We start from the raw sequence: 17,587 nt of genomic DNA on the forward strand, positions 1-17,587 counted from the left end.
ACGGAAGGCCTGGTCCTGCTACAGGCGCGCCAGCGTCTCCGGATCCGGCTGGCCGTCGAAGTACTTGTCGATGCAGGCCTGGAACACGCCCTCGTCGGGCGCGACGTCGGCGAACAGGCTCATCGACGAGTGGAACTTGAGCTCGTCCGGGTGCCCGAAGATCGCGCTTGCGCTGTCGCTGTCCAGGCTGGCGACGATGGACGCGCATTCGCGCAGGCGCTTGCCCAGTACCGGGTGGGCCAGGTAGGCGGCCGCCTCGTCGCCCGAGGCGATCGCATAGCGCTGCGCCATCTCGCTGCGGCCCAGGCCGGCGATCTGCGGGAAAATGAACCACATCCAGTGGCTGCGCTTGTGGCCCGCGCGCAATTCATCGATGACCTTGCCGTAGACCGGGGCCTGGGCCTGGACAAAGCGTTCCAGGTCGAAATGAGTATCCATATTGTCCTCCACTCGCACACATGCTACAACGTCGCGTTCGCCAGCCCATGTGCGCTACCTCGCCGACTCAATGAATACAGACCATTTACCCCTCCTGCTGGTTCGCGAAATGCCTTACGGTAAATACCAGGGCCGCAAGATCGCCGACCTGCCCGGCCATTACCTGGGCTGGTTCGCGCGCGAAGGTTTCCCGCGCGGCGAGCTGGGCCAGCTGCTGGCCCTGATGTATGAACTGGACCATAACGACCTGCGCAGCCTGCTCGATCCCCTGCGGGCGCGGCGCTGAGCACCGGCGCCCGCGCCGTTCTTCATCGCAGCAGCTGGATCGATCCCTGCCGCAGGCTGCCGGCCACCACGTCGGCGGGAGCATGCGCGGCGGCAGCCGGGTCCCCGGCGACAGCGGACCCGGCGCGCTGGGCCGCGCCTGGCGCATCGGCCTTGACGATGCGCACCGACACCTGGCCCGGGTCGCCCCCGCCGGCCGCCCCGCCCGCCGTGGCATCGACGATGAAGCGGTAGCCGGCCTTGTCATCGAGCTGGCCGCTGCCTTCCAGCCGGACCTTGTTGCCGTCCTGCGTGATCCGCTCCAGCTGTTCGCCCCTGAAGCTGGTGCGGCCGATCAGCTGGAAGCTGAAGGGCGTGGCGCTGCCTTCCTTGAGCGCCAGCGGCGCCGACAGCCGGAACGCCAGCGGCGCAGCCGCCTTGGTCGTGTTGGCGCCGTCGGCCAGCAAGCCCTGGCCGCTCAGGAGCGGCGTGCCGAGTTCGCGCAGCGTGAAGCGCTTGTACTGCAGCGTGGTCTTGCCGGTGGAATCGGTGACGCGGACGATGATGCTGTAGTCGCCTTCCGCCGTATAGGTGTGGGTGGCGCTCACGGCCCCCCGGCCCTTGAACCCGCTGATCGCGGCCGGCAGCGGCCCGGCGCCGTCGCCCCAGTCGATGGTCGCGCGGTGGGCGTCGCCCGGGTTGCGGTCGCGGTAGGACAGGCTCAGGTTGAAGGGCTGGTTCAGGCGCGGCGCCGGCATCACGATCGGCCCCACCACCGGCGCATCGGTGCCGCCGCCGTTGGCGCGCAGCAGCACCACCCCCACATTCGAATTGGCCAGGATGTCGCCGTTGCCGCCGATGGCCAGCGCCGTGTTGAGCACCAGCCCGTCGGGCGGGTTGAGCAGGCGCGTGTTGAGGTCGACGCCGGCCCCGCTGCGCAGCCAGCGCCAGGCACGGGTCTCGGCGAACATCGTGCGCTGGGCGGCGCCTGCGCTGGCGCCGCTATCGTTCACGTCGATGGCTTCGGACGCGTAGAAACCGGCAGGATGCAGGCTGACGAAGCCGCGCGCGCGCGAAAACAGGAAGGCGCTGTTGTCGTTGGCGAAGCGCTGGATCCGGCCGACCAGTTCGCCCACCTGGTTCAGCGCCGTCACGACGGAGCGCGGCCCGACCCGCAGCGTGGGCTTGTCCCGGCTCCACAGGAAAGCCTGGAAGTCGGTGCCGGTGGCCGGGTTGAGCATGCCGGCGATGTCGGCCCGGTTGTTGATGTGGTGCGCCACCGCCCCCGCCGCGCCGAAGGTGCCGAGGTTGTAGGCCCGGTTGGCGCTGTCCCACACCAGCGCGTTGGCCGCGCCGCCGGGACCGACCCCGTAGCCGACGCTGTTGTTGTACTCGTTGATATCGCTGAGATAGACGTCGCCGATGCCGGTGGGCGCAGGCAGCGAGGCCAGCCCGTTGGTGGCCGACCAGCGCGCGCCCCGGTAGAAGGCCGGGTCGGGCGAGGTCGACGACGAGCCGACGATGACCCCGAGGTTGTTGATGCCGGAGGTGAACGCGTCGGCTGCGGGGTTATACGAAGGCAGCGTGACAGGACCGCGCGCGGCGCTCCAGCGGCCCGGCCGGAACGGCGCGGACAAGGGGCTGGAGGGGTCGGGGTGGCGCGCGTAGTAGGCGACCTCGCCCTTGTCGTTGAGCCCGCCCAGTGCGCTGACGAGGCCGGGCGGCGAGATGGGATCGAGCACGCGTTCGCCGTTGAAGTAGCTCACGCGCAGGATGTCGTCGATGGCGACATACTCGAACGCGGCCTGGCCGCGTACGTTGACGTAGCCGCCGAAGGCCTGCAGCGGGGCCAGGTTGACGATGCCATACAGGTCCCTGGGGGGGCTGGCCGCGACCGTGCCGCCCAGCGCCAGCAAGGCGGCTGCCAGTGAAACCTGCCTGATCGAAAAAGTTCGCATGATTGCCTCCGGTTAGTATGCTCATGCGCGTGCATGAGGCAGCACCAATGGTGAGCGCTGCAAGGCGGGGCAAGGCGAACTGGCGCAAACCGGCGCACCGCTGGGGTCGGCGCCAACGGGGCCTGATGGCAAAAGGGCTTGTGCGATGAAAAGACTTTTTCCGGCAAGCGATGCCGGGGTGCATGCGGGCGCTCAGCGGGGTTCAGAAATTTCGCAAATGAACACGCTGAAGAACGCATCCTCGCCCTCGCCGACCAGGCCGGCGGACATGCGCATCGTGAACTCGCGGCCCAGGCGGTCGACCACGATGCGTTCCAGGCGCCGCTCCAGCATCGCCAGGTGGCCGGTCTGGCGGAACACCCGCAGCGCGCGCCCCAGGCTGTCGCGGTAGCGCTCGGGCAGCACCAGTTCGGCCAGCGGCCAGCCGATGGCTTCCTGGCGGCGCCAGCCGAACATGCGCTCGGCCGCGCGGTTCCACTCGAGGATGATGCCGCGCTGGTCGACCGCGATATACGCATCCTGCGACGCCTCGACGATCGCATTGACGCGCTGCTCGCTGGCCCGGACCGCGGCCAGCGCCCGTTCCAGCTCGGCGGTACGCTGCCCGACGCGGGTCTCCAGCGTGGCGTTCAGGTCGCGCAGCTCGGCGCGCTGGCGCAGCAGGTCGGCCACCAGCACGTTGAGGGTGCCGGACAGCGCCTGCACCTCGTAGTAATCGTTAGCGTTCGGCACCAGCTGCAGCGTTTCGCCGCGTCCCAGCCGTTCGGCCGACTCGGCCAGCGCCCCGAGCGGCTGCGTAATGCGGCGCGCCACCAGCACGCCAGCCAGCGAGACCAGCAAGGCCAGTGCCGCGCCGCTCCACAGCGCCTGCGCGCGCAGGCGCCGCACCGGGGCGTAGGCATCTTCCACGTCCTGGCGTACCAGCACGGTCCAGCCCAGGCCCGGATACAGCCCGCGCCCGGTGGTGGCGCCGTAGCCGACCAGGTAAGACACGCCGTCCGGCCAGGTTTCGACCCGGTAGCCGGTGCGCTTGCGCTGCGCCAGTGTCAAGCTGGTGGTGGCGAGCGTGCTGCCCTGCAGGCCGGGTGGCCCGAGCAGCACCGTTCCCTCGGCGCCGGCGATCAGGGCCTGCACCCGGCCGCGCGCTTCCAGCGGGGCGATGATCGAGCGCTCGACGTCCTGCGCCCACTGCCAGGACAGGTGCACGCCCAGCACGCCGGCCGGCCGGCCCTGCAGATCGAAATACGGGAAGGCCACATCGACGAAGCGGCGCGGTTCGCCGTTCTGGCCGGGCAGCAGCGTGGCCAGCTTGACCGCCTCGTGCACGTCGCCCACGTGGACCCCGGCCAGCGCGTTCGCGAACCACGGCCGCTGCGACACGTCGGCCCCTTCCAGCAGGCCGCGCGCCTCGACGATCACGCGGCCGTCCAGGCCGGCCATGCCGAGCCAGTCGTAATAGCCATAGCTTTGCTGGATGTCGGCCAGGATGCGGCGGCGTTCGGCGAGGCTGGCGCCGGGCTCGCGCAGGTCGCGCCGGCCCGCCATCAGGCTGACCTCGCGGTAGCGCTCGGCCATGCCGCGATCGAGCTTGTCGGCGGTCTGGCGCGCCAGTTCGGCCAGGCCGTGTCCGATGGTTTCCTTGGCCTGGTCGGTCGATGCGCGCTCGATCACCTGGACCAGCAGCAGGGTCAGGATCACCGTAAGCAGCGAAAACGCCAGCGCCAGCCACGCGCCGAGGCCGGGCCTGCGGCGCCGGGTGGAAGGAGCGGATCGTGGGTCCATGCTGGCCTCGCGCGTCAAGGTGACGTGTTGCTAACATACCATGGCTACCGCCGGGGCCGCCGCACGGCCGGGGCGGATTTCCGGTAAACTACGCGGTTACTGCACACCGCCGCAAAGATGAGAAACGCCATGTCCACCCAACCCGCCGCCAGTAACCAGCTGCTCGACTATGTCACGTCGTGCGCCCTGCCGACCCCGTGGGCGCAGTTCACGCTGCATGCCTTCGTCGAGCACGGGACCGGCAAGGAGCACCTGGCCATGGTGCTGGGCGAGATCGGCGACGGCGAACCGGTGCTGGCGCGCGTGCACTCCGAATGCCTGACCGGCGACGTGCTGTTCTCGCAGCGCTGCGATTGCGGCGCCCAGCTCGAAGGCGCGCTGCAGCGCATCGCCGAAGAAGGCCGCGGCGTGCTGCTCTACCTGCGCCAGGAAGGCCGCGGCATCGGCCTGCTCAACAAGATCCGCGCCTACCGACTGCAGGAAGCCGGCGCCGACACGGTCGAAGCCAACCTGCAGCTGGGCTTCCACGCCGACGCCCGCAACTACGAACTGTGCAAGCCCATGCTGGCCCAGTTCGGCGTGCGCTCGCTGCGCCTGATGACCAACAACCCGCGCAAGATCGACGCCCTGACCCGCCTGGGCATCGAAGTGGCCGAGCGCGTGCCGCTGCTGGTCAACCGCAATGCCTTCAACAACAGCTACCTCGATACCAAGCAGGCCAAGCTGGGCCACATGATGACGCCGGCGGCCGAGGCAAGCGCCGGGCCGGGCCTGCCCTAACGCGCGCACGGGTGGGCCATCCGGTGGCAAGATAGGCTTTCCTCCTTTGCCATGATCGGACTGCATGAAACGGACTGCCGCCGCCCTCCTGCTCTCCTGTCTTGCGGCGGGCGCAGCCACGGCGCCGCCGCCAAGCCAGACCACCCCGCCCGCCCGCGCCGCCAGCGCCACGCCCGCGCCGCCGCCGCACCTGCCGCCGTCGGCGCCGCCCGGCGTGACCCCGCCAGCGCCCGGCGCCGGTGACACCGACAGCCAGGACGCCCTGCCGCTGCCCTCGTCCGCCGCGCAAGACCTGTATTCCGCCGCGCGCGGCGACCTGCTGCAGATCCGCATGCTGCTCAAGAACGGGCGCACCCAGTCCACCGTCGGCTCGGGCTTCCTGGTCGGCACCGGCAAGCTGGTGGTCACCAACTACCACGTCGTGTCGCAGATGGCGCTCGACCCGGACGTCTACACCGCGGAATTCGTCGACACCGACGGTAACAGCGGCCCGGTCGAACTGATGGCGGTCGACGTGCTGCACGACCTGGCGGTGCTGCGCGTGAACCGGGAAGGCAGCGGCTTCTTCAAGATGCCGGAACGCCCGCTGCGCCTGAACCAGGGCCAGCGCCTGTACTCGCTCGGCAACCCGCTCGACCTTGGCTTTGCGATCTCGGAAGGCGCGTACAACGGCGTGGTCACGCGCAGTTTCTACGACCAGCTGATCTTCAGCGGCACGATCAATTCGGGCATGAGCGGCGGGCCGAGCGTGAACGGCAACGGCACCGTGGCCGGCATCAACGTTTCCAAGCGGCGCGACGGCGAATCGGTCAGCTTCCTGGTGCCGGTGAAGTACGCGCAGGACCTGCTGCGCAAGGTGGCGCACCAGCTGGCGCCGCCGAAGGATTTCAACCGCGTGATCGCCGCCCAGCTGCTGGAACACCAGCGCGTGATGGTCGACCGCCTGCTGGAAGACCCGCTGTCGATCAAGAGCATGGGCCCCTACCTGGTGCCGGTGCGCGAGTCCGGCCAGCTGCGCTGCTGGGGGCGCGCGAACGTGAAGGCGGCCACCGCCTACACACTCGACGCGATGAGCTGCGCGATGGAGTCGGCGGTGTTCGTCTCGGCCCAGCTGCAGACCGGCCACGTGTCGATGACCCACCAGTACATCCGTTCCGACAACCTGGCGCGCCTGCCCTTCGCCGCGTTGGCCAGCCGCCTGTTCCGGGTCGACCAGCCGGGCAGCGCCGGCGACGCGCGCCTGACCAAGCCGGTGTGCACCGAACGCTTCGTCCATACCCGCACCCTGCCGCTGCGCGCCGTGACCTGCGTGCGCGCCTACCGCAAGTTCGAAGGCCTGTACAACTTCACCCTGCTCACGGCCAGCACCAACGCGCCCGAATCGAGCCTGCAAAGCCGCCTCGACGTCACCGGCGTGTCCTACGAAAACGGCATGCGCACCACGCGCGCCTTCCTCGGCGCCTTCGGGCGCAACGTCAAGCGATGAATGGCCCCTGGACCATCGAAATACTGGCCCGCAATGGCGAGGTGCTGCACCGCCACCGCGCAGCCACGCTGCCGGTGCGGGTCGGGCGCGCCTACGACAACGACGTCATCCTCGATGACGACTACGCCGCCGCCCACCACGCCGTGATCGAGGCCGGCGCCGACGGCGCGCTGGTGATGCGCGACCTCGGCACCCGCAATGGCCTGAACCACGGCCGCAAGCGGGTCAAGGAGGTGCAACTGTCGGGCGACACCGTGGTGCGCATGGGCCACACCACGCTGCGCGTGCGCCCGGCCGGCTATCCGGTACCGGCCGAGCTGCTGGACCGCACCATGCACGGCTGGGAAGGCCTGCTGCCCGGCGTGGTGGGCGTGCTGCTGGCCGGGCTGGTGGCGCTGCTGGTGCACTGGCTGCTCGACGCCCAGCCCTTCGAGCTGCTGAACTACGTGCTGGCGCCGGCCGCCGGCATCGGCGTGGGCCTGCTGTGGAGCAGCCTGTGGGCTTTCGTCAACCGCCTGTTCGGGCGCCATGCGCGCCTCGGGCGGCACCTGTTCATCTTCGGCTGCGGCCTGGCGGCGCTGGTGGGCGTGCGCCTGCTGGCGGCGATGGTGGCCTACGCCTACTCGCTCGAATGGCTCACCCGCTACGGCTCGCACGCGGCGGTGGCGACGGTGGCCGGCGTCATCTACTTCCACCTCGCGACCATCAAACCGCCACTACGCCGCCGCCTGCGCGCGATCTGCACCGCGATCGCCCTGGTGGGCTCCAGCCTGGTGCTGATCGCCAACCAGCAGCGCCATGGCCGCGTGGCCGACGAACTCTACATGGCGGTGCTGCTCCCGCCCGAAATGCGGGCCAGCCCGGATGCGACGGTGGCCGAGTACATGGCATCGGTCGACGCCATGCGCGCCGAGCTCGACGCCGAGCGCGGCGGCAAGCCAACAACCGCAGGAAAATAAGGCACTTCGCACTTCGGGGTCAGGTCTGACATTTGGACACGAGCTCTGCATTACTTCGCATCGCACGGCGAAGCCGGCGGGCGTAAGACATGGCCTGGCTACGCTGGCCTAGCAATCTCCGTCGTCTTTGCTTGCCTTGGTGCAATGACGCTCGTACACTGAAATTTCTTGTCGATGAACAGGAAAACTCATGGGCTTATCAGCGTGGTGGCGTAACCGGGGCCGGGACAGTTCGCTTTATCCGCAGGACGAGAATGGCGACGTCTTGTGGGAGATGGCCAAGAGCGGCGATGACCTGGCGAAAGCGAGGAAGATGGATTTTTTCTTCATCTTCCCGGAGAAGGGCGCTGCGCAGCAGTTCTGCGAGCAGGCCGGCCGGCAAGGATATAGGACTTCGCTGTCCTATTTCGAAGCGAAGCAACGGTGGGACGCCGAATGCTCGATGACGCTCGTGCCCACGCATGCGCGGGTCAGCGCGGTGGAAAACCACCTGTCGCTAGCGGCGCAGGCATTGGGCGGCCAGGCCGATGGCTGGGGCTCGTTCTCGCAGGACCAAGATTGATATACAGTCGAGACCGTGTCCAAATGTCAGACCTGACCCCGAAGTTGCCGGTGAACGGGAATCGCAACAGGATCGCCGCCGGCATGGCCTGGCTCCTGTTCTGGGGGCTGATGGTACTGGTCGCGCTCGAGGATCATCGGCGCGACGGGGGGACGGCGTACTGGCAGCCGGTGCTGTGGGAGACCTCGTCGGCGCTGGTCTGCACTGGCTTGCTGCTGTTCCATCGGCGCCTCATGGCGCGCCACGACGCGCTGATCGCCTCGCCCTGGCGCTGGTTCGCGTTGCAGGCGCGCATGCTGCCGGTATACTGGGTCGCCTTCGTGCCGCTGGTGTTCGGGCTGCGCCACGCGGTGTATGCGCTGGCGGGGGCCAGCTACGAGCACGAGACGTGGCCGCAGGTGTTCGTGTACGAGTCGCTCAAGCTCACTGTCTTCATCGGGCTGTTCACCGTCATTGGCTTTGGCTTGCTGTCCTACCGCGAGCTGCTGGGGGCGCGGGTGCGGGCGGAGCAGGCGCATGCCCTGCTGCGCGAGGCGCAGCTGCAGTCGCTGGCGCGGCAGATGCAGCCGCACTTCCTGTTCAACGCGCTCAATACCATCTCGTCGCTGATGCACACCGACGTGGCGCGCGTCGACGCCACCCTGCTGCAGCTGGCCGACATGCTACGCGCCGCGCTGGCGCTGGGCGAGCGGCCGCAGGCAACGCTGGAAGAAGAGCTGCGCCTGGCGCGCGCCTATGCGGGGGTGATGGCGGAGCGCTTCGATGGCCGCGCGACGGTCCACTGGCAGGTCGACGATGCGGTGCTCGGCGTGGCATTGCCGGCGATGAGCGTGCAGCCGCTGCTGGAGAACGTATTCAAGCACACGGTGGAGCGGCGGCGCGCGCCCACCCGCATCACGGTCGGTGCGGTGCGCGAAGGAGCGCAGCTGGTGCTGCGGGTGGAGGACGATGCGGGAATCCTTGGCCAGGACAATGGCGAGGGGCGCGGCATCGGCCTGGCCAACCTGCGCGCGCGGCTGGCGGCGCTGCACGGCAGCAGCGCCAGCGTGGAACTGAGCCAGCTGGCGCCAGCCGGCGTGCGCACGGAGCTGCGGCTGCCATGCGCATCCTGATCGTCGACGACGAGCGCCCGGCGCGCGAACGCCTGCGCCGCATGCTCGCGCTCGAGCCGGGCATCGACGCCATCGTCGATGCGGCCGATGGCCACGAGGCCCTGCGCGTGCTGGAGGCGTTCCGGCCGGACGCGCTGCTGCTCGATGTCGAGATGCCGGAGCTGTCGGGCTTCGACCTGGCCGCCTCGCTGCCCCTGCCTGCGCCGCTGGTGGTGTTCGTCACGGCCTACGACGCGTATGCGCTGCGGGCCTTCGACGCCAATGCCATCGACTACCTGCTCAAGCCCTTCGACCAGGCGCGCCTGCGGCGGGCGCTGGAGCGGCTGCGCACGCGCCTGGCTGCCGCCAATGGCGCCGCCGCGGCCACCGGGCTGCCGCCACGCCAGCTGCTGGTGACGGAACGCGGCGCCACCCGCGTGGTGCAGGTGGCCGACATCGAATGGCTGGAGACCGCCGACAATTACGTGGTGCTGCATACGGCCCAGGGCAGCCCGCTGCTGCGCCAGACCCTGGCCGCTCTGCTGGAGCAACTGGGCGGCGGCTTCGTGCGCTGCCACCGGCGCGCGGCGGTGCGAGTGGGCGCGGTCGAGCGCATCGTCGCGCTCGACAAGGGCGACTGCGAACTGGTGCTGCGCAGCGGCGCGGTGGTGCCGTGCAGCCGCCAGTACCGGGCGGCGCTGATGGCCACGCTATAGCCAATCCGCTTCGCCCCAGCCCCGACCCGGTTCGCCCCAAAGCGCTCGCCGCGCTCGTTCCGCCCGGGCATGCTGGCATCACTTCTTCAACGTGAGCCAGCCATGACCCGTGACCTCCCCTTGCCGACAACGCGCCTGTACTTCCTCGACTGGGTGCGCATTCTCGCCTTCTTCGCGCTGATCCTCTACCACACCGGCATGTACTACGTGAGCTGGGACTGGCACGTAAAAAGCCCGTTCGCCGGCACCGGTCCCGAGCCCTTCATGATGATGTCCTCGCCCTGGCGCCTGGGACTGCTGTTCTTCATCGGCGGCGTGGCTGCGAGCCTCATGCTGCGCCGGGCCGGCACCGCCGCCTTCCTGGGCCGCCGCAGCATCCGGCTGCTGGTGCCGCTGGTGTTCGGGATGCTCGTCATCGTGCCGCCGCAGCCGTATTTCGAGGTGGTGGAAAAGCTCGGCTACAGCGATGGCTACGGCGCCTTCATGCGGCTCTACCTGCAGGCCTACAATGGCTTCTGCCGCGAAGACTGCTTGATCCTGCCGACCTGGAACCACCTGTGGTTCGTCGCCTACCTGTGGATCTACACGATGCTGCTGGGGGCCGGCATCGCCCTGCTCGGTCCACGCTTCGACCGCATCGCGGCCCGCACCGGCGCGCTGCTGCAGGGGTGGAAGCTGGTGGTGCTGCCTGCGGCGCTGCTGGCGGCGGCGCGCATCGCGCTGGTCGAGCACTACCCCACCAACCACAGCGTGGTGGGCGACTGGACCAACCACGCGATGTCCTTCCTGCCCTTCGTGCTCGGGGCGCTGGTGGCGCGCGTGCCCGGTTTCTGGAGCCGGCTGGCCGTGCTGCGCTGGCAGGCCTTGGGCGTGGCCGCCTTCGGCTGGACCATGTTCGTGATGTGGGATGCGGTGACCCATGACGTGTTCACGCCCGCGGCGGTGCGCGTGCTGCGGCCGTTCATGGTTGCCGCCTACGCCTTCATGGCCTGGAGCGCGGTGGTGGCGGCCTGCGGATTCGCCCAGCGCCACCTGGACGCCGACGGTCCGGCGCGCCGCTACCTGAACGAGGCGGTGTTTCCGGTGTACATCCTGCACCAGACCCTGATCGTGGTGCTGGCGCATGCGATGCAGCCGCTGCGCATCGCGCCGGGCGCCGAGGCCGTGCTGCTGGTCGTGCTGACCATCACCCTCAGTTTCGCCAGCTTCGAAGTGATACGGCGTGTGCGTGTGCTGCGGCCGCTGTTCGGGCTGGCGCCGCAGCGTCCGCAAGGCTTGAAGGATGCCGCACAGGACGGCACCGGCGCAGGCCCGGTGAGCTCAGTGCGTAGCAGCGCCTGAAGGCCGGCTGTCCTGGGCGCCACGCTGGCCGCCCTGCCCGCTGGCCTGGGCGCCGCGCTGGGCCTCGCCGTCGCCGCTGGCCGCACTACCGGCAGCGCCATTCGGACGCACGAACGGGTCGGCAACATTGCGCATCGCGGCCTGCTGGTCGCGGATGCTGCGCTCGGTTTCCTCGGCGGTGGTGCGCGCCACGTCGTCCACCAGCGCGCGTGCGGTGCGGCTGGTGTTCTGGACGTGCTGCTCGGTCACGCGCGCCAGCTCCACCTGGGCGTCGGCGGCCAGTTGCGAGATGTGGTGCTGGTAGGCGCGCAGTTTTTCGGTGGTGGGCTGGGCCCGCGCCGACGCGGCGCTGAACAGGGTCGACTGGCGTTCGTTGCTCAGCACCTGCTGGCTGGCCAGGGTGCATTCTTCGACCAGGGTTTGCGCCAGCTGGATGTTCAGGTCGCATATTTGCTGGAATGAACGGAATACCGATTTGGACATGTCGTTCAAGAAAGCGGTCTGCGCGTCCATGTGGGAGCGCACGGCCGGGGTCACGGATTGCGAAAAGGGATACATGCATTGACCTCGTGATGGATTGGACTAAATGAGTGGCACGCCACGTCCGGCCGGGCCGGCTCCGCAGCACGAAGCTAGTAGGCTAAAGCCGCTGGCTGGTACGCGGTTGATCTGCGCCAAACGTGCGTGGGTCCTGCTGTCAGCCAGTTGTGCTAGCCGCCGGCAGCGCGGCGCCGCAATCCTTGCAGAACTGCGCATCCGCGGCATGCCCTTCGCTGCCACAGGCGCCGCAGGCGCGCGCCGTCCGCAAGGGGCCGTGGCGGCGGTCGGTGCGCAGGGCCGTCATTTCGGCCGTGACGATACCGGTCGGCACTGCCAGGATGCCCCAGCCGAGCAGCATCATGAACGAGGCGATCGCCTTGCCGAGCGTGGTGTGCGGCGTGATGTCGCCGTAGCCCACCGTGGTCATGGTCACGATGGCCCAGTACATCGCAGTCGGGATGCTGGTGTAGCCGTGCTGCGGCCCTTCGATCACGTACATCAGGGTGCCAAGGATCAGCACCGCCATCAGCACCACCGACAGGAACACCAGGATCTTGCGGCGGCTGTTGGCCAGCGCCTCGGCCAGGCGCGTGTATTCCTCGATGTACAGGGTCAGCTTGAAGATGCGGAACACGCGCAGCAGGCGCAGGATGCGGATGTCGAGCAGCGCTTCGCTGCCCGGCACCAGCAGCGAGACATAGGTGGGCAGGACCGACAGCAGGTCGACGATGCCGAAGAAGCTGGTGGCGTAGCGCAGCGGATGGCGCACGGACAGCAGGCGCGCCACGTATTCCACCGTGAACCCCAGCGTGAAGGCCCATTCGAGCAGGTGCATCGTCCCCGCGTGCCGGCCGCGGATGGCGGGCACGCTGTCGAGCACGACGACGAGGATGCTGAGCAGGATGGCCGCCACCAGCGCGATATCGAAGCGGCGCCCGGCCGGCGAATCGCTGAGGAAGATCAGGTCGTACAGGCGGCCGCGCCAGCCGTCCGGCCGGCCGTAGCGGGCCAGCGCCTTGCTTGCTGCTGGTGCTGGCGCGGCTGTCATCACGGTCACCTGTACGGCGGCCCCTTGAGCTCGACCGTGTTGCGCTCGGGGTCGAGCAGGTACATCGACGGCCCTTCGCCCTCGGCGCCATAGCGCGGCTCGACCGGCCCCGCCGCTACCCCGTGCGCGGCGAGATGGCGCCGGATCGCCGCTTCGTCGAAGGGCTCGAGGCGCAGGCACAGGTGGTCCAGGTTGCGCCCGCCCACGCCCGGCGCCGCGCCCCCTTCGCGGCCGAGCGGGCTGTCCGCCGGCACCAGGTCGATGATCGAGCGCCCGGCCCGCAGCTGGATCAGGCCGATGTCGTCGAGCCGGCGCTCGACCTGGCAGTTGAGCACCGCGCCGTAGAAGGCGATCATGGCATCGAGGTCGGACACGCGCAGCACGACATGGTCGAGCTCACGCACCGCGATCGGATGCTCACCGGGCATGGCGTTCGACCCAGCCGGCGAAGGTGTCGATGAAGGACTGGAAGAAGGCGCGCGAGGCATCGTCGACCAGCCGGTCGCCGTCGTACTTGGCGGCGACCCCGCCGACATAGGCTTCCGGCGCCGGCATGCAGGGCATGTCGAGGAAGGGCAGCATCTGGCGCAGGTGGTGGTTGGCGCCGAAGCCGCCCAGCGCGCCCGGCGACACGCTCACCACCGCGCAGGGCTTGCCGGCGTAGGCCGCCTTGCCATACGGGCGCGAGCCGACGTCGATCGCGTTCTTGAGGGCGCCCGGCACCGAGCGGTTGTATTCCGGCGTGCAGAACAGGATGCCGTCCGCCTGCTTGACGCGCTCGCGGAAGGCAGTGAAGGCGGCCGGCGGATGCTCAGTCTCGTCATCCTGGTTGTACAGCGGCAGGTCGCGGATCTCGACGATCTCGAGCCTCAGGCTGGCCGGGGCCAGTTCGATCATCGACCGCGCCACCTTGCGGGTGAACGAGTCCTTGCGCAGGCTGCCGACGATGACGGCGATATTCCGTGTGGCCATGGTGTTCCTTTCCGGTTCAGACGCAAAACCTGATGTTAACCATTTTTGCAAGATTGCGTTGCTCGTCCGTCAGATGCGCAGGCGCCGCCGCTCCTCGATGAAGCGTTTTAGCCGGGCGGCGCTCATCACGTCCACCGGGTCGCCATGCCAGGCGTAGAGGAAAGGCTGGCCGCCCAGGCGGTCGGTGAGCTTGGCCGACAAGAGAAAGCGCGTGCCGGGCGGATAGCGCCCGGTGTCCAGTAACGCGCGCGAACACTGCACGCGCAAGGTGGTCGCGTAGGCCTGGCCAGGCACCGGCTGGATGCGTAGCCGGCCCGTGCGCGGGTCGGCCTTCGATTCCACCGCCACCTCGCGGTAGGCCCAGGTCTCGCGCGCCATGCTGTCAGCCCTTCGCCACCAGCGCGGCCGGACGCGCCACCGGCGCCTCGCGGATCGGCAGGTTGATCAGCGCGGCGGCCAGCGCCAGCAGGATGTCGGCGTACCACATCCACGTATAGTCGCCGAAGCGCACGAAACTCAGGCCGCCCAGCCAGGCGCCGAAGAAGCCGCCGATCTGGTGCGACAGAAGCGTGAGGCCGAACAGCGTGGCCAGGTAGCGCATGCCGAACAGCTTGCCGACCAGGCCGGCCGTGGGCGGCACGGTGGCCAGCCAGGTGACGCCGAGCGCGCCGGCGAAGATATAAAAGGTCAGCGCGGTCTTGGGCGCCAGCAGGTAGAGCACGATCAGCACGGCGCGGCTGGCGTAGATGATCGCCAGCATCGACTTCATGCGGTAGCGGTTGGCCAGCGCGCCGGCGCCCAGGCTGCCGACGATGTTGAACAGGCCGATCAGCGCCAGCGCCGTGGCCGAGACCCCGGCCGGCAGCCCGCACAGCGCCACTTCCTGCGGCAGGTGGGTCACCAGGAAGGCAATGTGGAAGCCGCAGGTGAAGAAGCCTAGATGCAGGCACAGGTAGCTGCGGTCGCGCATGGCAAGGCGCAGCTGTTCGGTAAGGGTGACGCCGGGCGCGCTGGGTGCGGCGGGAGCGGCCGTTGAAACCAGCGCCGGCGCGGATGGCTTCTTGCCGCGCATGCCCAGCGCCAGCGGGATGGTGAGCAAGGTGGTGGCCGCCATGGTCAGCATCGCCGCCACCCAGCCGGCGCTGGCGATGATTGCCTGCATCAAGGGCGCGAACACGAACTGGCCGAAGGAGCCGCCGGCATTGATGAAGCCGGACGCGAACTGGCGCCGCTCGGCCGGCAAGCGCTGGGCGGTGGCGCCGATCAGGATCGAAAAGCTGCCCGCCCCTGCCCCGGCTGCCGACAGCAGGCCCATGGTGAGTAGCAGGCCCCATTCGGAATCGACGAAAGGCGTGGCGGCGGTGCCGGCGGCGAGCATGATTCCACCGATCACGATCACCCGCGCCGGCCCGTATTTATCGGCGATGGCGCCGAAGATTGGCTGCGAAGCGCCCCACATCAGCTGGGCCACTGCCATCACGAAACTGATGGTGGCGATGCCCAGGCCGGTTGAGGTATTGATCGGCGACAGGAACAGGCCCGTGGTCAGGCGCGCGCCCATCGTGATCATCAGGATGGCGCTGGCGGCCAGGATCAGCATCCAGGCGGCGCGCGGCGTCATGCTTGGTTGGTGGGTCATGTGCGGCTCCTCGGCAGACGGGCCCGACGCCGTTCCCGAGCATTATAGTGCATATGCACGCACATGACACAAGAGCATTATTCCGCCCGGACCAGCAGCGCCACGGCTTCGGCCGCCATGCCCTCTTCGCGCCCGAGGAAGCCGAGCTTCTCGTTGGTCTTGGCCTTGATGTTCACCTGCTGCGGCGCCACGCCCAGGTCTTCGGCGATGCGCGAGACCATCTGCGGGATGTGCGGCGCCATTTTCGGCTGCTGGGCAATGATGGTCGCGTCGATATTGCCGATGGTGTAGCCGGTGGCGACCACCCGGTGCGCCACTTCGCGCAGCAAGGTGCGCGAATCGGCGCCGGCGAACATCGGGTCGGTATCCGGGAAGTGCTTGCCGATGTCGCCCAGGGCGGCCGCGCCCAGCAGCGCATCGATGATGGCGTGCAGCAGTACGTCGGCGTCCGAGTGGCCGAGCAGGCCCAGGCGGTGCGGGATGGTCACGCCGCCGACGATGAGCTTGCGCCCTTCGACCAGCGCGTGGCAGTCATAGCCGGTCCCGATGCGGAAAGGCGGGGTAGGATTATAGGAGGCTTGTACCATGGTTATCTATTCTGTCCGTTGTCGGTGTGCTGCGAGAACGCTGCCAGGTAGAGTTCGGCGATGCGGATGTCGGCCGGCAGCGTGACTTTAAGGTTGCGGGGATGCCCTTCCACCAATCTGGGGGCCAGGCCCAGCGCTTCAACCGCACTGGCGTCATCGGTAATCGCGGACGGGTCGGTCGCCGCGTCCAGCGCGCGGCACAGCAGCTGGTAGCGGAACATCTGCGGGGTCTGGGCCAGCCACAGCCCGTCGCGCGACACCGTCGCCACCTCGCCCGCCACTGCCCGCTTGACGGTGTCGACCACCGGCAGCGCCAGCAGGCCGCCGACCGGGTGCTCACCCGTTTCGACGACCAGGCGCTCGATGAGTTCCGCATCCAGCCCCGGCCTGGCGGCGTCATGCACAAGAACCCAGTCATTCAGGGCCACGCTGCCGTGCAGTGCGCGCAGGCCATTGCGAATCGATTCCATGCGGGTGGCGCCGCCGCAGCGCAGCACCGTCACGCCCTGCCCCGGCACGATGCTATCGATGAACGGATCATCGGCGCTGACCACGACATAGGTATGGGCGATGCGCGGGCTCGAGAGGAAGGCATCGAGCGTGTGGCGCAGCATCGGCTTGCCCCCAATGGGCAGGTACTGCTTGGGACTGCCCGCCGCCATGCGGGCGCCAACCCCGGCCGCGGGAATCAGGGCAAGGTAGCGTGGTACTGCAGCGTTGGTCATGATTTCTTGGGTTTTCGTACAGGACGGATCAGCGACTGTACCTCACCTCCGCAAACCTTGCCGAGGCGGGCATATTCCTGCGGCGAATCGATGGCGGCCTGCAGCGCCTCGACCTTCGCCATTTCGCTTTTAATATACGGCATCCAGCTGCGGTCGATTTCGCGCTGGAGCAGGCCTTGCGCGTGGCCGATGCGCGCATACAGCGGCTTGTCGGCGAAGCGCCGCTCGAGCGCCAGGCGCACCCGGGCCTCGGCCTTGGGCAGGTAGTCGAGGTAGGCGGCCAGGTGGCGCTTTTCGTGCGCCAGCACTTCATCGTAAGCGCAGGAACCGGGCGCGAACTCGCGGCTCACGTAGACCACGATGGGCGGATAGACCAGGCCCACTTCGATGTGCGGGGCGATGCATTCGTAGCCGCTGGCCGGGTCGCTCAGCAGGCGCCCGCCGACGTTGATGCTCACGCGCGACTCGGTGCGCGTGAGGCCCAGCACGACCTGGCCGGCGCGCGCGCCACCCTTCATCGCGGTCAGCGAGCGGTAGCCGATGCTGTTATCGATCCGGAAGCCGTTCTGGGTACCGGTGAGCACCGACAGGGTCTCGCCGATCGTGTCTTCGCAGCGCGCCTGGAAATCGGTGCGCTGGGCCGCGCATGCAGCGGCTGCCCAGCACCACAAAGCGAGCGCGAGCAGCCACTTCATGGGC

The 17,587-nt window shown here is 68.8% G+C and carries 20 protein-coding genes; 8 read left to right on the plus strand and 12 right to left on the minus strand.

Annotation, left to right across the window (positions count from 1 at the left end; translation table 11 throughout):
- Positions 1 to 18: 18 nt before the first annotated feature.
- Complete coding sequence (locus BM031_RS05045) at positions 19 to 438, minus strand: DUF1810 domain-containing protein (RefSeq protein WP_091871953.1); 420 nt, start codon at positions 436 to 438, stop codon at positions 19 to 21.
- Between the two features lie 70 nt (positions 439 to 508).
- Here BM031_RS05045 and BM031_RS05050 point away from each other — a divergent pair, with 70 nt between their 5' ends.
- On the plus strand, positions 509 to 724 hold the full coding sequence (locus BM031_RS05050) for a DUF3820 family protein (protein ID WP_091872420.1): 216 nt from the start codon (positions 509 to 511) through the stop codon (positions 722 to 724).
- A 22-nt stretch (positions 725 to 746) separates the two neighbouring features.
- Here the strand turns inward: BM031_RS05050 and BM031_RS05055 are convergent, their stop codons facing one another.
- Positions 747 to 2,660 carry a PKD domain-containing protein gene (locus BM031_RS05055; protein ID WP_143084511.1) on the minus strand — a complete coding sequence of 638 codons (1,914 nt, stop codon included), beginning with the start codon at positions 2,658 to 2,660 and terminating at the stop codon, positions 747 to 749.
- A 192-nt stretch (positions 2,661 to 2,852) separates the two neighbouring features.
- Entirely contained in the window at positions 2,853 to 4,442 is a 1,590-nt protein-coding gene (locus BM031_RS05060; protein WP_091871958.1) for a PAS domain-containing protein, read from the minus strand.
- Between the two features lie 129 nt (positions 4,443 to 4,571).
- Between BM031_RS05060 and ribA the strand changes: the two genes are divergently transcribed.
- The 7 genes from ribA (at position 4,572) to BM031_RS05095 (ending at position 11,377) form a co-directional block, all read left to right on the plus strand.
- Positions 4,572 to 5,222 (plus strand): GTP cyclohydrolase II, encoded by a 651-nt coding sequence (gene ribA, locus BM031_RS05065; RefSeq protein ID WP_091871961.1) that lies wholly within the window; start codon positions 4,572 to 4,574, stop codon positions 5,220 to 5,222.
- Positions 5,223 to 5,286: 64 nt separating this feature from the next.
- Entirely contained in the window at positions 5,287 to 6,708 is a 1,422-nt protein-coding gene (locus tag BM031_RS05070) for a S1 family peptidase (RefSeq protein WP_091871964.1), read from the plus strand.
- Positions 6,705 to 7,667, plus strand: coding sequence for an FHA domain-containing protein (locus BM031_RS05075; RefSeq protein ID WP_091871967.1), 963 nt, complete (start codon positions 6,705 to 6,707; stop codon positions 7,665 to 7,667). The genes BM031_RS05070 and BM031_RS05075 overlap by 4 nt, the downstream gene beginning before the upstream one ends.
- 190 nt (positions 7,668 to 7,857) lie before the next feature.
- Positions 7,858 to 8,229 carry a ribonuclease E inhibitor RraB gene (locus BM031_RS05080; protein WP_091871969.1) on the plus strand — a complete coding sequence of 124 codons (372 nt, stop codon included), beginning with the start codon at positions 7,858 to 7,860 and terminating at the stop codon, positions 8,227 to 8,229.
- Between the two features lie 23 nt (positions 8,230 to 8,252).
- Positions 8,253 to 9,341, plus strand: coding sequence for a sensor histidine kinase (locus BM031_RS05085; protein ID WP_091871972.1), 1,089 nt, complete (start codon positions 8,253 to 8,255; stop codon positions 9,339 to 9,341).
- Entirely contained in the window at positions 9,329 to 10,036 is a 708-nt protein-coding gene (locus BM031_RS05090) for a LytR/AlgR family response regulator transcription factor (RefSeq protein WP_091871975.1), read from the plus strand. The genes BM031_RS05085 and BM031_RS05090 overlap by 13 nt, the downstream gene beginning before the upstream one ends.
- A 102-nt stretch (positions 10,037 to 10,138) precedes the next feature.
- Positions 10,139 to 11,377 carry an acyltransferase family protein gene (locus BM031_RS05095; protein WP_091871978.1) on the plus strand — a complete coding sequence of 413 codons (1,239 nt, stop codon included), beginning with the start codon at positions 10,139 to 10,141 and terminating at the stop codon, positions 11,375 to 11,377.
- On the opposite strand, the gene BM031_RS05100 is transcribed toward BM031_RS05095, so the two are convergent.
- The 9 genes from BM031_RS05100 to BM031_RS05140 form a co-directional block, all read right to left on the minus strand.
- On the minus strand, positions 11,357 to 11,935 hold the full coding sequence (locus BM031_RS05100) for a phasin family protein (protein WP_091871981.1): 579 nt from the start codon (positions 11,933 to 11,935) through the stop codon (positions 11,357 to 11,359). The two genes, BM031_RS05095 and BM031_RS05100, sit on opposite strands and share 21 nt — an antisense overlap.
- 139 nt (positions 11,936 to 12,074) lie before the next feature.
- Positions 12,075 to 12,965, minus strand: coding sequence for an ion transporter (locus tag BM031_RS05105; RefSeq protein ID WP_091871983.1), 891 nt, complete (start codon positions 12,963 to 12,965; stop codon positions 12,075 to 12,077).
- Between the two features lie 5 nt (positions 12,966 to 12,970).
- A complete protein-coding gene (locus BM031_RS05110) occupies positions 12,971 to 13,393 on the minus strand; it encodes a VOC family protein (protein ID WP_091871986.1) in 423 nt (140 codons plus the stop codon).
- Positions 13,383 to 13,937 (minus strand): NADPH-dependent FMN reductase, encoded by a 555-nt coding sequence (locus BM031_RS05115; RefSeq protein ID WP_091871989.1) that lies wholly within the window; start codon positions 13,935 to 13,937, stop codon positions 13,383 to 13,385. Before BM031_RS05115 ends, BM031_RS05110 begins: the two co-directional genes overlap by 11 nt.
- Positions 13,938 to 14,006: 69 nt before the next feature.
- Entirely contained in the window at positions 14,007 to 14,315 is a 309-nt protein-coding gene (locus BM031_RS05120; protein WP_091871990.1) for a hypothetical protein, read from the minus strand.
- 4 nt (positions 14,316 to 14,319) lie between these two features.
- Complete coding sequence (locus tag BM031_RS05125) at positions 14,320 to 15,576, minus strand: MFS transporter (protein ID WP_091871993.1); 1,257 nt, start codon at positions 15,574 to 15,576, stop codon at positions 14,320 to 14,322.
- Between the two features lie 77 nt (positions 15,577 to 15,653).
- A complete protein-coding gene (gene ispF / locus BM031_RS05130) occupies positions 15,654 to 16,163 on the minus strand; it encodes a 2-C-methyl-D-erythritol 2,4-cyclodiphosphate synthase (RefSeq protein ID WP_091871996.1) in 510 nt (169 codons plus the stop codon).
- 2 nt (positions 16,164 to 16,165) lie between these two features.
- Positions 16,166 to 16,888, minus strand: coding sequence for a 2-C-methyl-D-erythritol 4-phosphate cytidylyltransferase (gene ispD, locus BM031_RS05135; RefSeq protein ID WP_091871997.1), 723 nt, complete (start codon positions 16,886 to 16,888; stop codon positions 16,166 to 16,168).
- Complete coding sequence (locus tag BM031_RS05140; RefSeq protein ID WP_091872000.1) at positions 16,885 to 17,583, minus strand: hypothetical protein; 699 nt, start codon at positions 17,581 to 17,583, stop codon at positions 16,885 to 16,887. The genes ispD and BM031_RS05140 overlap by 4 nt, the downstream gene beginning before the upstream one ends.
- Between the last annotated feature and the right edge of the window lie 4 nt (positions 17,584 to 17,587).

It is taken from the genome of Massilia yuzhufengensis, from assembly GCF_900112225.1.
Lineage (GTDB): Bacteria > Pseudomonadota > Gammaproteobacteria > Burkholderiales > Burkholderiaceae_D > Telluria > Telluria yuzhufengensis.